This window comes from Actinomyces sp. Z5, assembly GCF_003287795.1.
Lineage (GTDB): Bacteria > Actinomycetota > Actinomycetes > Actinomycetales > Actinomycetaceae > Actinomyces > Actinomyces glycerinitolerans.
Genome location: NZ_QMIN01000076.1, coordinates 70,590 through 84,726, shown reverse-complemented (window position 1 = coordinate 84,726; position 14,137 = coordinate 70,590). Strand labels below are relative to the sequence as shown.

The 14,137-nt window shown below is 70.5% G+C and carries 12 protein-coding genes and 1 tRNA gene; 6 read left to right on the top strand and 7 right to left on the bottom strand.

Features of this window, described 5'->3' with window-relative positions; genetic code table 11:
* Positions 1-36: 36 nt before the first annotated feature.
* Both DRB06_RS10960 and DRB06_RS10955 read right to left on the bottom strand, forming a co-directional pair.
* A complete protein-coding gene (locus tag DRB06_RS10960; protein ID WP_073331732.1) occupies positions 37-1,323 on the bottom strand; it encodes an extracellular solute-binding protein in 1,287 nt (428 codons plus the stop codon).
* 118 nt (positions 1,324-1,441) lie between these two features.
* On the bottom strand, positions 1,442-2,671 hold the full coding sequence (locus DRB06_RS10955) for a glycosidase (RefSeq protein ID WP_108967321.1): 1,230 nt from the start codon (positions 2,669-2,671) through the stop codon (positions 1,442-1,444).
* Between the two features lie 235 nt (positions 2,672-2,906).
* Between DRB06_RS10955 and DRB06_RS10950 the strand changes: the two genes are divergently transcribed.
* Together DRB06_RS10950 and dnaG are read left to right on the top strand one after the other, a co-directional pair.
* Positions 2,907-4,187: a deoxyguanosinetriphosphate triphosphohydrolase gene (locus DRB06_RS10950; RefSeq protein ID WP_395994447.1), complete on the top strand. Its 1,281-nt coding sequence runs from the start codon at positions 2,907-2,909 to the stop codon at positions 4,185-4,187.
* A 100-nt stretch (positions 4,188-4,287) separates the two neighbouring features.
* On the top strand, positions 4,288-6,321 hold the full coding sequence (dnaG, locus tag DRB06_RS10945; RefSeq protein WP_073331739.1) for a DNA primase: 2,034 nt from the start codon (positions 4,288-4,290) through the stop codon (positions 6,319-6,321).
* A gap of 75 nt (positions 6,322-6,396) precedes the next feature.
* On the opposite strand, the gene def is transcribed toward dnaG, so the two are convergent.
* Positions 6,397-6,888, bottom strand: a complete 492-nt coding sequence (gene def, locus DRB06_RS10940) for a peptide deformylase (RefSeq protein ID WP_073331741.1) — start codon at positions 6,886-6,888, stop codon at positions 6,397-6,399.
* Between the two features lie 78 nt (positions 6,889-6,966).
* On the opposite strand from def, the gene DRB06_RS10935 reads away from it, so the two are divergent.
* Together DRB06_RS10935 and DRB06_RS10930 are read left to right on the top strand one after the other, a co-directional pair.
* A complete protein-coding gene (locus DRB06_RS10935) occupies positions 6,967-7,578 on the top strand; it encodes a hypothetical protein (protein ID WP_258522240.1) in 612 nt (203 codons plus the stop codon).
* 91 nt (positions 7,579-7,669) lie between these two features.
* A tRNA-Asn gene (locus DRB06_RS10930) sits at positions 7,670-7,741 on the top strand.
* On the opposite strand, the gene DRB06_RS16860 is transcribed toward DRB06_RS10930, so the two are convergent.
* Positions 7,703-8,293, bottom strand: coding sequence for an ion channel (locus DRB06_RS16860; protein WP_395994446.1), 591 nt, complete (start codon positions 8,291-8,293; stop codon positions 7,703-7,705). The genes DRB06_RS10930 and DRB06_RS16860 overlap by 39 nt on opposite strands.
* 797 nt (positions 8,294-9,090) lie before the next feature.
* On the opposite strand from DRB06_RS16860, the gene DRB06_RS10920 reads away from it, so the two are divergent.
* A complete protein-coding gene (locus DRB06_RS10920) occupies positions 9,091-9,591 on the top strand; it encodes a DUF3145 domain-containing protein (protein ID WP_073331744.1) in 501 nt (166 codons plus the stop codon).
* A gap of 139 nt (positions 9,592-9,730) precedes the next feature.
* Here the strand turns inward: DRB06_RS10920 and DRB06_RS10915 are convergent, their stop codons facing one another.
* The 3 genes from DRB06_RS10915 to DRB06_RS10905 form a co-directional block, all read right to left on the bottom strand.
* The gene (locus DRB06_RS10915; protein ID WP_111819951.1) at positions 9,731-10,981 is read right to left on the bottom strand and encodes a beta-ketoacyl synthase; all 1,251 of its coding nucleotides are present in this window, start codon (positions 10,979-10,981) and stop codon (positions 9,731-9,733) included.
* 34 nt (positions 10,982-11,015) lie between these two features.
* Positions 11,016-11,264, bottom strand: coding sequence for an acyl carrier protein (locus tag DRB06_RS10910; RefSeq protein WP_108967315.1), 249 nt, complete (start codon positions 11,262-11,264; stop codon positions 11,016-11,018).
* Positions 11,265-11,340: 76 nt separating this feature from the next.
* Positions 11,341-12,522: a CdaR family transcriptional regulator gene (locus DRB06_RS10905; protein ID WP_111819950.1), complete on the bottom strand. Its 1,182-nt coding sequence runs from the start codon at positions 12,520-12,522 to the stop codon at positions 11,341-11,343.
* 176 nt (positions 12,523-12,698) lie between these two features.
* Here DRB06_RS10905 and aspA point away from each other — a divergent pair.
* Positions 12,699-14,137 (top strand): aspartate ammonia-lyase (gene aspA / locus DRB06_RS10900; RefSeq protein ID WP_111819949.1); only part of this gene is annotated, 1,439 nt, incomplete at its 3' end.

Below are 14,137 nucleotides of genomic sequence, written 5' to 3'. Positions count from 1 at the left end.
GGGCCGGCGGCGAGGCCGCCGGCCCTCACCCGCGGTTCACAGTCCGAGCGTGGAACGGATCTCGTCGCCGGCGCTGGTCATGGTGGACTCGGGGTCCGAACCACCGACGATGTTGGCCTCGGCCATGCCCAGCGGGCCCCAGACGGCGGACATCTCGGGGATTGCCGGCATCGGGTCGGCGTTCTCTGCAAACTCCATGAACTTGACCATGTTGGCGTCGCTCGACTCCAGCTTGCTGGCCAGGTCCTCCTGGACCGGCGGCAGCGGGTTGATCGCGTACATGGCCTCCGCGATGGTGGAGTCCTTGGCGACGTCGGCCACGAAAGTCTCCGCAAAGGCCTTGTTGGCGCCGGCGGCGGCCACGTAGAAGGCGTTGACGCCGGCGAAGGGGCGGGCGTCCTCCATGCCCTCGAAGCCGGGGATCTTGGACAGCTCGAAGTTGATGCCGGCGGTGTTGATGTCGCCCAGTGCCCAGGGGCCGGAGATCAGGTAGGCGGCCTTGCCCTCGGTGAACAGGGAGATGGCGTTGTCGCTGGTGACGGAGGTGGCCAGCACGCCCTGCTCGCCCAGTCCACCGATCTTCTCGGCGGCGGCGATGGACCCCTCGCCGCCGACGCCGACGTCGGTGGCGTCCAGGGAGCCGTCGCTCTTGGTGCCGAACAGGTAGCCGCCGCCGGAGGTGTACAGCGGCTCCATGTGGTAGGCGTCTCCGGACTCGCCCACGGGCAGGGAGAGCACGACGTCGGCGCCGGAGGCCTGGCCGGCCTCGACGAGCTCCTCGATGGTGGCGGGCTCGGTGACGTCGGTGAGGTCCGTGTTGACGAACAGGCCCAGCGTTTCCACGCAGTAGGGCACGCCGTAGTACTGGCCGTCGTAGGTCACGGCGTCTAGGGCGACCTGGCTGTAGTTGGACTCGGCGGCCGAGTCGAGGGTGATGGGGGAGATGGCGCCGTTCTGCACCAGGTTGCCGATCCAGTCGTGTGCGGCCACGATCATGTCCGGGCCGTTGCCGGCCGAGTTGGCGGCGATGAAGTTGGATTGCAATTCGTCGTTGGCGACTGTTTGCACCGCCACGGTGATGTCCTGTTCGTCGCCCCACTGCTGGGCGATGTCCTTGAGCGCGCCCGCCTTGACCTCGTCGGTCCAGATGACCAGGTCGGCGTTGGTGTCGCGGACGACCTGCTCGTCGGTGGAGCCGTCGGTGGCTTCGGCCGGGGCCTGCGAGGCGGCGGTGGAGGTGTTGTCTGAGCCACAGGCGGCAGCGGCGGCGAGGGTGGTGGCGATAGCGGTCATAGAGAGGAACGACCGGCGATTGAGGGACACCGTGATTCTCCTTCGAATCGGATGGGAGCTTGCGATTGACGGCAAAAAATGTAACGCGCCTGTGCAAGCCATGCAAGGAGAAGGGGGTCTTGCTGCAAAGTTGTTGCAGAAAAGTACCTTAGGCGACAGTCGCCGCGGCCGCCCAGACCGTCGTCGCCGGGGGCACGACCAGGTTGTCGCCGTCTTGCCCGAGCTGCGCGGAGGACAACAGCACCTCGGCGTGCTCCGGCAACAAGAGCGCCCGCGAGGAGGTGTTGACCAGCACTAGCACATCCCGCGTCAGCGCCGTCAGCACGTCCCGTGGAGACCAGTCCAGGCCCTGCACGAAGGCGAAGGGCGCCGCTGCAAGATGGTGCTCGTGGCGTACATAGGTGGCATGGCGAACGGTGGCCAGCGGTGAGCCGAACTGGGTGCCCTGAGAAGCGGCCTGTGTCTGCACCAACTCGGCCAGCGCCAGCGGGTCGGTGGGCTTGTCTGCGTCGGGCAGACCGATCTCATCACCCTGGCGCAGGTAGACGGAGCCGGGCAGCGCCAGTACCAACGCCTGCAGTGCCAGCGCACGCCGCCGCAGCTCCGGGTCGGGCGCGGTCTCGAACCAGCGGCTGCCGTCACCGGGGTTGGCCCGATCCACCAGTCGGTAGCCGGGCAGGAAGCGCCACACGGGGGCGGCGCCGAAGCGGTCGTGCTCGCGCAGGGAATGGGTGATGGCGTCGGTGAGCGACTGGGGGTCCCAGCGTGAGAGCATGAGTCGGTCGTCGCGCAGGTGGTGCAGCCAGTCGTCCTGGAGGTGATGGCGCAGCGCGTCGGGGTAGCTGGCGGAGACGTCCGCACCCAGCGTCCCATCGGGCACGTGCTGTGCCAACAGGGACTGCATCAGCGTGAAATAGTTGCTGAGTCGTTGCAGATCCGACTGGTCCCACACCTCGGGTGGGATGATCGTGCCCAGATCCACGCCGTCGGCGCCGGCGGCGAGGAAACAGCCGGCCCTTTCCACCAGGCCTTCGAAGCCGCGTTCCTCGCCGACCAGAATCGGGTTGGCCTCGTGGGCGTGGAGTCCGGTCACCGGCCCCAGTGCGCCGGAGATGCGCACGATCACGCGCAGACCCTGCTCGTGGGCGCGATCGGCGAAGCGGCGGAACTCGGCGATGTCGGTGCTGGTAGCCAGACGGGAAGGGCGTATCAGTACGGCCCCGAAGCCGAGGGAGACGACATGCTCGCAGATATTGCCCAGATCGCCCAGCTGCTCAGCCCCAAGCTCGGGGGAGACGACCTCGTATACGAGCGTGTCGCGCCACCACTCGACCGGGCCGGCGTATGCGCGGTGGATGAGCGTCGTCGTGGTGCTCACGGCAACTGGCTCCCTTCCGCCGGGTTGTGCCCCGGACCTGCGGGCTGACCCGGGCCCGCACGGGCACGGGCGCTGCCCGATGACAAGACATCCTGCTAAGCCATTCGGCTAGAGCGTGACTCATAGTAACCCGCCGTCAGGAACGCCGCTGCCACAAGTGCTGCGATACGTTGGACTCATGTCCATCTCACATCCGCACTCACCGGCCGCCGTCGCGCCGGAGGCAGGCGGCGTCATGGGCGAGGACACCGGTGACCTGGTGGGCTACGGCGCCGACGATGTGGCGCGCTTCTTGCCCGAGCCGCCCAAGAATCCGCAGCGCACGCCCTTCGAGCGCGATCGCGCCCGGGTGCTGCACTCCTCCGCCCTGCGCCGCCTGGGCGCCAAGACACAGGTGCTGGGGCCCTCCGCGGACGACTTCGTGCGCACCCGGCTGACTCACTCCCTGGAGGTCGCCCAGGTGGGTCGCGCCCTAGGGCAGGCGCTGGGCTGTGATCCCGACGTCGTCGACGCGGCCTGCCTGTCCCACGACCTGGGCCACCCGCCCTATGGGCACAACGGGGAGCAGGCCCTGAACGTGGTGGCCGAGTCCATCGGCGGCTTCGAGGGCAATGCGCAGACCTTCCGTATCCTCACGCGCCTGGAGCCCAAGACCCTGGACGCCCACGGGCGCGGCGTGGGCGTGAACCTCACCCGCGCCAGCCTGGACGCGGTCGCCAAGTACCCGTGGGCCAAGGGCGAGGGGCCGGGCGGCCCCGGTGGTCGCTCCGCGGTCAAGTACTGCTGCTACGACGACGACCGCGAGATCTTCTCCTGGATGCGTGCCGGTGCTCCCGCCAACCGCCGTTGCCTGGAGGCCCAGATCATGGACTTCTCCGACGACGTCGGCTACTCCGTGCACGACGTCGAGGATGCCATCGCCCTGTTCAAGATGGACCCCGCCCGGCTCGCCGACCCCGCCGAGGTCGTCACCGTCGTCGACGCCACCCGTGCCTGGTACGGCGGGCGCATGAGCGCCGACGCGCTCGGCGCCGCCTGGGAGCGCCTGGCCGCGCAACCGTTCTGGATACACAGTTACACGGGGGCACTGGCGGACGCGGCACAGCTGAAGAACCTCACCAGCCAGCTCATCGGCCGTTTCGTCTCCGCAGTCGCGCGTGCCACCCGGGAGGTCTTCGGGGAGGGGCCACTGACCCGCTACGACGCCGACCTGGTCATTCCCGAGGAGACCTCCGCCGAGATCCTGGTGCTCAAGGGCGCGGCCGTGCGCTATGTGATGGCACCCCGCGAGCATGAGCCCGTCTACCTGCGCCAGCGCACCGAACTGTTCGACCTCGCCGACGCCCTGCTCGAGAGCAACGGTGCGCACCTGGAGCCCATCTTCGCGGCCGCCTGGCACCAGGCCGCCGACGACGCCGGGCGCCTCCGGGCCGTGGTGGACCAGATCGCCTCCCTGACCGACACCTCCGCGCAGGCCTGGCATGCCCGCCTGTGCGGGTTGCTGTCCGCGGTGTGAGCACTTCCCGCGGTGCAAGCCGTTACTGCCCGGCCGTGGGCGGAGTCGGCTGGGGCAATCGCCGTCCATTCCTGTCGCACCCCTCGCCTAGGATGAGGCCATGGCGGGACTGATCAAGCGCGAGGACATCGACGCGGTGCGCGAGCGCGCCAAAATCGAGGACGTCGTCGGCGAGCACGTCACGCTCAAAAGCGGGGGAGTGGGCTCCCTGAAGGGCCTGTGTCCCTTCCACGACGAGCGCACCCCCTCCTTCAACGTCCGCCCCCAGCTGGGGCTGTGGCACTGCTTCGGCTGCGGCGAGGGCGGCGACGTCATCGACTTCGTGCAGAAGATCAATCACCTGTCCTTCACGGAGGCGGTGGAGTACCTGGCCGGTCGCGTGGGCGTGCAACTGCGCTACGAGGAGGGCGGGACGGTCAAACGCGGCGTCGAGCCGGGCACTCGGCAGCGGCTGCTGGAGGCCAACCGCCTGGCCGAGTCCTGGTTCCAGGAGCAGCTGGCCACACCGGCCGCCCAGACCGGACGGGACTTCCTGACCGGTCGTGGTTTCGACCGCAACACCGCCGCCCACTTCGGGGTGGGCTATGCCCCGGAGGGGTGGGACAATCTGGCGGGCGTGCTGCGCTCCCACGGCTTCACCGAGCGGGAACTGGTGGAGTCCGGACTGTGCGGGCGCGGCAGCTCCGGGCGCATCTACGACCGCTTCCGCGACCGGCTGATGTGGCCCATTCGGGACGTCACCGGCGCCACGGTCGGCTTCGGCGGGCGCCGCCTGTCGGACGCGGACAAGACCGTCCCCAAGTACCTCAACACGCCCGAGACCGCCATCTACCACAAGGGCCAGGTCCTTTACGGCCTGGACCTGGCCAAGGCGGAGATCGCCCGCTCCCACAAGATCGTCGTCGTCGAGGGCTACACGGACGTGATGGCCGCCCACCTGTCCGGGGTGACCACGGCCGTGGCCACCTGCGGCACCGCCTTCGGCCCGGACCACGTGCGCATCGTGCGCCGCCTGCTCGGGGACGCCGCCGACCCCTCCGCCGGGGTGATCGCCGGCAACCGGACCCGCGGCGGGGAGATCATCTTCACCTTCGACGGCGACGCCGCCGGCCAGAAGGCCGCCCTGCGCGCCTATGGGGAGGACCAGCACTTCGCCGCCCAGACCTTCGTCGCCGTCGAGCCGCGCGGCCTGGATCCGTGCGACCTGCGCATGGAGGAGGGCCCGGATGCGATTCCCCGCCTGCTGAGCCGGCGCGTGCCCCTGTTCGAGTTCGTCATTCGCGCCTCCCTGGCCAACCTCAACCTGGACACCGCCGAGGGGCGCGTACAGGGCCTGCGCTCGGCCGCGCCCGTCGTCGCCGGTATCCGCGACCGGGCGCTCAAGCGCGAATACACCCGGCGCCTGGCCGGCTGGCTGGGACTGCCGGAGTCCGAGGCGGTGGGCGCCGTGCGCGCCTATGAGCGCCGCGGCGGGCACGCCGCCAACCCCGCCGGCGGGCCGGGACCGTACAGCCAGAACAGCCAGTTCGGGCCGCCCGACGAGTTGACCACGGCGGGCCCGGTCGAGCGGCCCGGCCTGCCGCCGGTGACCGATCCGGTGGAGAAGCTTGAACGGCAGGCGCTGGAGGTCATCGTGCAGGCACCACAGGTGGCGGCCCGTGTGGGTGCGGATGACATCAACGCGGTGGCCTTCTCCGTGCCGGTCCATCGCGCGGTCTTCGAGGCGATCGAAGCGGCCGGGGGAGCGGCCGAGGTGGACGGGCTCGTGCAGCAGGCGCAGGCGGCGGGACTAACGGGACCCGACGCGGTCAAGCGCGCCACCACGCACTGGCTGGAGCAGGTGCGTGCGGGTGCCATTGGGCCGATCGCCGCCGCGGTGACCGAGCTCGCCGTCGCCCCGCTTCCGCTGCCCGCCCCGCGGGGCAACCGCGAGGCCGAACCGGATCCGGACGCCGTCGAGCGCTATGCCTCGGGCGTGCTGTCCTCGCTGGCCCGCACGGGCATCAACCGGCGACTTACGGAGCTGCGCTCACGGCAACGGCGCATGAACCCTAATGAGGACGGCTACCGGGAGCTGTTCGAGGAGATCGTCGGCCTGGAGAACCGACGCATGCAGATGGCCCGCGGGGCCTGAACCGGTTAGGCTGCGAGCAGACCGCGAGGATCGCTCGGAGCAGGTCGGCGAGTAGTGGCCCGGGCGGCGCGGGGGTTACAGCCCGCGTTCGCGCAGCTCGCGCATGGCCTTGGCCCGGTTCTTGCGCGACAGGCGGTCCAGGTACAGGTGTCCGTCCAGGTGGTCGCATTCGTGCTGGATGCAACGTCCCATGAGCTCCTCGCCCTCGACGACCACCTTCTTGCCGTCCAGGTCGATGCCCTCGGCGCGCGCGTACCAGGCGCGCTCCGTCGGGTACCACAGGCCGGGCACCGACAGGCAGCCCTCCTCGCCGTCCTGGAACTCGTCCTTGGAGAGCTCGACGATCCGGGGGTTGAGGATGTAGCCGATCTCGCCGTCGATGTGCCAGGAGAAGGCGCGCAGGCTGACGCCGATCTGGTTGGCGGCCAGGCCCGCGCGGCCGTCCTCGTTGACGGTCTCGAGCAGGTCCTCCACCAGTGACTTGACGGAGTCGTCGATGTCGGTGATCGGGTCGCACACGGTGCGCAGCACCGGGTCGCCGATAATGCGGATGTCGCGGTATGCCATGGGGCCATCCTCGCACGTTCCGCGGCGCGTCTCGCACTCGGGTGCGCGTCGCCGTCGGTGGCGGCTAGCCTGAGGGGCATGATGGCGCCGATCCGTAAAGCCTCTTTCGCCCGGCCCGCATGGCGCTCCGGTGTTGCCGCGCGCCTGCGTCGCCGCGCCGCGATCCCACCCGTCCTGGCGGCAATGGTGCCCGACGACGGCCCCCTGCTCGGGGCGGTGCCACTGGTTGAGGACGACTCCCGCTGGGCCGCGGCCACCGCCAACTATCTGACGGTTGTCGGCCACGGCGGGGTCGAACTGAGGCGGGGCTGGCATGAGGTTGAGCGCGGCCGCTGGGACGCCCAGGCCGCGACCTTCACACTCACCTGGACGGATGCGACCCGCCGGCCGCTGGTGCTGACGGTGCCCGAGGCGGTCAGCCGCGGGGAGAAGGCCGTGGCGGTGGATGTCGCCCCGTTCGCCCGCGCGTTGCGGCAGGGGGTCGAGTCGGCCCTGGTGCACGCGGTCACCGGGCAGCTGCCGGCTGGTCGACGTGTAACCGTCAGTGTGCGCCGCGACTCGGATGGTCGCTTGTACACGGCCTCCGACCTGTCCACCGATGACGCAGCGGCACTGGACGCGGCCGACGGCGCGGCGCTGGAGGAGCTCATCCGGCGCGCCCGCGACGGTGTGGGACTGCCCACAGGCTGACTTTCCGGTGCGCTGGCGCCAGGTTGAGCAACGGGGCAGATTCGACGTCGGCGCCCGCGGCTTGCTAAAGTTCCACCCGCGCCAAGCGCGATCCCGCGTAGCTCAATGGCAGAGCATCCGACTGTTAATCGGAGGGTTGTTGGTTCGAGTCCAACCGCGGGAGCCGAACGTCGGCCTCGCCCTCACGGGCGGGGCTTTTGTCGTCTTCAACCAGCGCGGCACCCGCGACTGCGGCGCGTGGCTCCGTAAGGCGCTGGATCTGCTCGGAGAGTGCGGCGATTTCACCTTGTAGGTCTGCGACCTGAGCGCGCGTAGCCGCCTCCTGCTCGGCGTTCTCCTCGGCGACCAGGGAGATGATCCAGGAGGCGAGCGTGGCGGTCACCACGCCGATCAGTGCTACGCCGCCAATCATTAGCAGTATTGCGGTGGCTCGGCCGACGGTCGTGACGGGTGCGAGGTCACCGTAACCGACGGTGGTGATGGTGACCAGCGACCACCACAGCGCGTCCGGAAAGCTGGTAATGGAGGCTCCCGGTGCTCCGCGTTCGGCGTCCAATACCGCCAACGAAGCCACGAGGGAGAGCAGTGCCACGCTCCCTGCCGTGTAGGCGGTAATCCGTCCTCGCAGGGCGGTCCCGGCGCTGCGCTGAAGGACGCCGACCAGGGCCAACAGCCGTACCAGCCGAAGCGGCCGCAACATGGGCAGCGCCACCATGGCGAGGTCCAGCAGGTGGTGGGCGAACCAGTGGCGACGATCGGAGGCCAGGGCGAGACGGGCACCGTAGTCCACGGCGAACACGACCCAAACGACGTTCATCACCGCATCGGGGAGACGCCGGGCAGAACCCTGAAGGTCCGCGATCACCTCCCAGGCATAGGCGGTGAGGAAGAGGACGGCGGCGACGATGAGCGGCCACTCGGTGACGTGCTCCCACAACTGCAGACGTCGAGAAGAGTCCTTCGTTTCAGCTGGCATGCCCGTGATCGTAGAGGCAAGCGGACGGCTGATCGCCAGGCGTGCGGCGGAGGGCTGGTGTACCGGTGGGCATCCTGAGGACACCGCCGGCGCCGCGGGTCGGCGGTGTGCAAGTGGCGGCCTGCCCCTGCTTGGACCGCCCACGCCCCGTTGGACCGCTGTAACCGGCGGCTACGGCGGTCCAACGGGGGGACAGGGGTCCAACTGGAGGAACGCGGTCCAACTGGAGGAACGCGGTCCAACTAGGCGCATCCCTCCCTGCGCCTGCGGGACCCGCCGGCCCCTGAGCGCTTGCCCGGTAGGTACACGATCCTGGCGATGCTGGACCACACGCCGTGATCCGCGCCCGCCGCGGCACCGGCGCGGCCTGAGACGGGCGGCACGTCTCCGGATGCGGTGATGTCGGCCCGGCGGCTGGCATTGCGCCTTCGGCTCTGGCATCATGATATCGCACGCCGCGTGCGTCACGCGAAGCGCCCGGATGATTCGAGAACGTTGGGGAAGACGAATCTCGGAACAACCAGGAGGCGATCCCCGTGAACGGTGCCTACACCCGCGGTGTACTTTTCGTGCACTCCGCGCCCCGCGCCCTGTGCCCGCACATCGAGTGGGCCGTGGCCGAGGTGCTGGGTAGTCGTGTCCACTTCGAGTGGACCGAGCAGCCCGCCGCACCCGGGATGATGCGTGCCGAGACCAGCTGGGTCGGACGCGTCGGCACCGGCGCTCAACTCACCAGTGCCCTGCGCGGCTGGGCGAACCTCCGCTACGAGGTCACGGAGGAGGCGTCGCCCGGTTACGACGGCGGACGCTGGTCGCACACCCCCGACCTGGGCATCTTCCACGCGCAAACCGATGTGCACGGCAACGTCGTGGTTCCCGAGGACCGGGTGCGTGCCGCCCTGGCCCACGCCGACCAGCCCGCGGTCATGCGCCGCCAGCTCGACCTCGCCCTCGGGCAGGCCTGGGACGACGAGCTCGAGCCCTTCCGTTACGCCGGTGCCGGTGCCCCCGTGCGCTGGTTGCACCGAGTCGGCTGAGCCTCCGCGACCGGCCGCCTTGCAGCCCCAGCGCTCCGCCCGCCACTTCGACCGACCTCGGTACGTAAGATCAACCGACTTCGGTGGTTTTGGCTACCGGTCTTGGGGGCGGGTCCACCGGTCTTGGTGACTTTGGAAGCTAGGGAAGGCGGGTGAAGGCGAGCGCCACGTTGTGGCCTCCGAAGCCGAAGGACGTGCTCACGGCCGCTTCCAGCCCGGGGGCATCCCGTCCCTCCGGTCCCACCACGTCCAGGCCGAGTCCCGTGATGGCCGGGTCGATACCGCCGGGAAGCAGCGTCGGCGGCAGTCGACGCTCGTACAGCGCCATCACCGTCAGCACCGCCTCCAGGCCGCCCGCCCCGCCGAGCAGATGCCCGGTGACGGACTTGGTCGCCGACACGCCCGCCCCGGGCACGATCCGCGCCAGCACCGCCGCCTCCACCGCGTCGCCCGCGGGCGTGGAGGTGGCGTGGGCGTTGACGTGCCCGACCTGTGCGGCCTCCAGCCCGGCGCGCTGCAAGGCCAGGCGCAGCGCCCGCTCCTGCTGGGCACCGCCGGGCTCCGGGCGCACGGCGTCGTAGGCGTCGGCCGTGACCGCGCTCCCGGCCAGGACCGCCAGTGCACGCGCGCCCCGCGCGGCCGCATGCTCGGCCGCCTCCAGCACCAGCACGCCGGCCCCCTCACCCAGCACGAAGCCGTCCCGATCCGGAGCGAATGGGCGCGAGGCGCCGGCCGGGTCGTCATTGCGGGTGGACAGGGCGCGCATGGCGGCGAAGGCCGCCATCACCATCGGGTGCAGGGCGGCGTCCGTGCCCCCGGCGACGACGACGTCGGCGCGCCCCAGGGCGATCAGGTCGGCCCCGTAGGCGATCGCCTCCGCCCCAGACGCGCACGCCGACACCGGCGCGTGCACGCCGGCCCGCGCCCCCAGCTCCAGCCCCACCGCGGCGGCCGGCGCATTGGGCATGAGCGCCGGTATCGCCGTCGGCGCCACCCGCCGCGGCCCCTGCTCGCGCAGGGCGTCCCAGGCGCCCATGACGGACAGCACCGGCCCGATGCCGGGCGACACGGACACCGCCAGCCGCTCGGGATCCGCCTCCGGGGCACCGGCGGCCGACCATGCCTCGTGGGCGGCCACCAGCGCGCATTGGCTCGACCGGTCCAGCCGACGCCGCTGCCGGGTGGACAGCTGCGTGGCGGGGTCGACGGCGAGCGGCGCGGCGATCCGCACGGGCAGGTCTCCCGCCCATCCGGCATCCAGTGGGCGCACCGCCGAGTGGCCGGCGTGCAGCGCCCGCCACGTGCCGGGCGCGTCTCCGGCCAGCGGGTTGGTGCTTCCCAGCCCGGTTACGACGACGGCGCGTGGATCGAGGGCGGATGCGGGCGACACGGGCTGCTCGGCGGCGTCGAGACGGTCGGGGTCTTCAGCGCTTCTGAGCGCCCACGAGGTCCACGAGTGCGCCAACGGTTTTCACGGTCGGAATGAGCGCGTCGTCGAGTGTGACGCCGAAGCGCTCCTCCACCTGGGTGGCGATGGTCAGCAGCCCCAGGGAGTCGATGTCGAGGTCGTCGGCGAAACGGGTCTCCGGCGAGACCAGTGTGGTGTCCACATCGGCCTCTTCCGCGACGATTTCGGTAACGGCGGCGAGGATATCGGTGGGGGTGTCGGCCATGGCGTTCTCCTTGGTTCTTTCGTGCTGATGGGCTTGGTTGTGAAGGATCGGGTGGTGTCGGGGCCGGTCCGGGCGGCTAGTGCGAGTGGCCGGCGGCGAGCCGGCCGACGATCACCGCCAGGTGCAGCACCAGGCCGTCGCGGGCGTCGGTCGCGTCCCAACCGGTCTGCTTGCTGACGCGCCCCAGCCGGTAGCGGACGGTGTTGGCGTGGACGAACAGAGTACGCGCCGTCATCTCCAGGCTCCGGCCCAGTGCCAGGTAGGTGGCGACGGTCTCCTCGTAGAGCTCGCCCATCTCCCGCAGCGGTTCGGTTACCAGTGCCCGAATCTGTTCGACCGCCAGCGGGTCGCCGTCGAGTAGGCGTTCGGGCAGCAGGTCGTCGGCGCGCACCGGGTTGGGGGCCTCGGCCCAGCCGGGCAGCGCACGCAGCCCCGCCAGTGCCGAGCGCAGGGACCGGCCGGCCTGGGCGACGCCGTCGACCACCGGCCCGATCACCACAGCCCCGTCCAGTTCCACGGCGATGCGGTCGGCGGCGGCGACCAGCCGTGTCCGTTGCGCCGCGGCATCGGCCGTCTCATCGGCGGAATCGCCGCCGAGTACCACGATCACCGAGTCGCTGTGCACCGAGACCAGGCAGTCCTGCGCCCACTGGCGGCACTCGTGCCGCAGTCGGGAAGTGGCCAGGGCATCCAGCACCGTGCGCGCCACGATGGCGACGACGGGCCCGGTGCCGCGCCAGCCGGCGGCGCCGGCGCGGGTGGCGGCGTCGTCGGCGGAGTCGTGCAGCATCGCGTCGACCGCCACCGACTCCAGACGGGCGTCCCAGGCGCCGCGGGCCTCGGCCACGCGGGCGTACACCTTCGCCGCGGCGAAGCCGACGTCGCGGCCGAAGGTGAGTACCCGCACCCGGACGGCGTCATGCCCGGCGGCCGGGACGACGTTGGGGGCCTCCTCCTCGACGACGTCGACGACGGTGCGCACCAGATCCAGGGTCTGCTCCAGGGTTACGGCGCCGGTCAGCGCAACCGGGGCGACGTTGAAGATGCCTGAGGGGTCCACCTCCGCGCCCCGCTCACCCACCGAGTCCACGAACATGGTCACGCCCACCCGTGCCACCTTCTGAATCTGGTCGCGCGAGGCGGATGACAGCGTGTGATACCAGGGGAGGGCCGCGCTGATGCGGTCCAGGGAATGCTCGATGAGCGTGTTCTGCGCCTCCCGCAGGGCCGTGACGGCCGGGGCGCTGAGCTGGTCCATGCGCCGATGCTAGCGGCCCTTGCCGCCGGGGACGGAATGCCGGCGGACGGCGCTGCGCGGCACCCGCAGGTGCGCGGGCCGGTAAGGTCGGCAGGGTGCGGGGCAGGCGCCGTCGACTCCCCGCAGGGCACCCCGGCCGACGGCGGTGAGCGCCCCGCGGCGCGGACGGAGGAATCATGACCCCAGCCACCACAGCCACCCGTACCGAGGAGGACCTGCTGGGCACCCGGCAGGTGCCCCTGGACGCCTACTGGGGGATTCACACCCTGCGCGCCACCGAGAACTTCCGCATCTCCAAGGAGACCGTGGGGGACCAGGAGGAGTTCGTGCGCGGCATGGTGGAGGTCAAGCAGGCCTCCGCCCTGACCAACAAGGAACTGGGCACCGTCGCCGAGGACATCGCCGACGCGATCGTATGGGCCTGCGAGCAGGTGCTGAAGGCGGGCCGCTGCCTGGACCAGTTCCCGATCGACGTCTTCCAGGGCGGCGCCGGCACCAGCGTCAACATGAACACCAACGAGGTCATCGCCAACCTCGCCCTGGAGCACCTGGGCTATGCCAAGGGCCGCTACGACATCGTCAACCCCAACGACCACGTCAACAAGTCCCAGTCCACCAACGACGCCTACCCGACCGGCTTCCGGCTGGGCATGTACCGGGCCGTCAACGCCCTGGAGATGGACCTGTGCGACCTGATCGACGCCCTGCTGGCCAAGGGCAAGGAGTTCGCCGACGTGCTCAAGATGGGGCGCACCCAGCTGCAGGACGCCGTCCCCATGAGCCTGGGTTCGGAGTTCCGCGCCTTCGCCGAGCTGCTGGACGAGGAGATCCCGCGGCTGATGAACAACTCGGCGCTGCTGCTGGAGGTCAACCTGGGGGCCACCGCGATCGGCACCGGACTGAACACCCCGCCCGGCTACCGGGAGGCGGTGGTACGCCACCTGGCGGAAGTCACCGGGCTGCGGGTCACCGGCGCCCACAACCTGCTGGAGGCCACCGGCGACACCGGCGCCTACGTGTCCATGCACGCCGCCATCAAGCGGCTGGCCGTGAAGCTGTCCAAGATCTGCAACGACCTGCGGCTGCTGTCCTCCGGGCCGCGGGCGGGGCTGGCCGAGATCCGACTGCCGGAGCGGCAGGCCGGCTCCTCGATCATGCCCGCCAAGGTCAACCCGGTCATCCCCGAGGTGGTCAACCAGGTCTGCTTCAAGGTGATCGGCAACGACCTGACGGTGACGATGGCCGCGGAGGCCGGGCAGCTGCAGCTCAACGTGATGGAGCCGGTGATCGCCCAGGCCTGCTTCGAGTCCATCCGCCTGCTGCGCCACGCGCTGGTGACGCTCAAGGACCTGTGCGTGGTGGGAATTCAGGCCAACGCGGAGGTCTGCCGCCGCAACGTCATGAACTCCATCGGCATCGTCACCTATTTGAACGAGGTGATCGGCCACCACAATGGCGACCTGGTGGGGCGCGAATGTGCCCGTTCCGGACGCAACGTGCGCGAGGTCGTGCTGGAGATGGGCCTGCTTGACGAGGCCACGCTCGACGAGCTGCTCAGCCCGGAGAACCTGATGCGCCCCCGCTACCGGGACGCGCACTACTACTCCGGCACCGA

What these genes read in the sequence shown, in the direction of transcription:
- DRB06_RS10905 (WP_111819950.1), bottom strand. Translation starts at nt 12,522, where the DNA reads ATGGACCAGCTCAGCGCCCCGGCCGTCACGGCCCTGCGGGAGGCGCAG.
- dnaG (WP_073331739.1), top strand. Translation starts at nt 4,288, where the DNA reads ATGGCGGGACTGATCAAGCGCGAGGACATCGACGCGGTGCGCGAGCGC.
- DRB06_RS10935 (WP_258522240.1), top strand. Translation starts at nt 6,967, where the DNA reads ATGATGGCGCCGATCCGTAAAGCCTCTTTCGCCCGGCCCGCATGGCGC.
- DRB06_RS10910 (WP_108967315.1), bottom strand. Translation starts at nt 11,264, where the DNA reads ATGGCCGACACCCCCACCGATATCCTCGCCGCCGTTACCGAAATCGTC.
- DRB06_RS10950 (WP_395994447.1), top strand. Translation starts at nt 2,907, where the DNA reads ATGGGCGAGGACACCGGTGACCTGGTGGGCTACGGCGCCGACGATGTG.
- def (WP_073331741.1), bottom strand. Translation starts at nt 6,888, where the DNA reads ATGGCATACCGCGACATCCGCATTATCGGCGACCCGGTGCTGCGCACC.
- DRB06_RS16860 (WP_395994446.1), bottom strand. Translation starts at nt 8,293, where the DNA reads ATGGTGGCGCTGCCCATGTTGCGGCCGCTTCGGCTGGTACGGCTGTTG.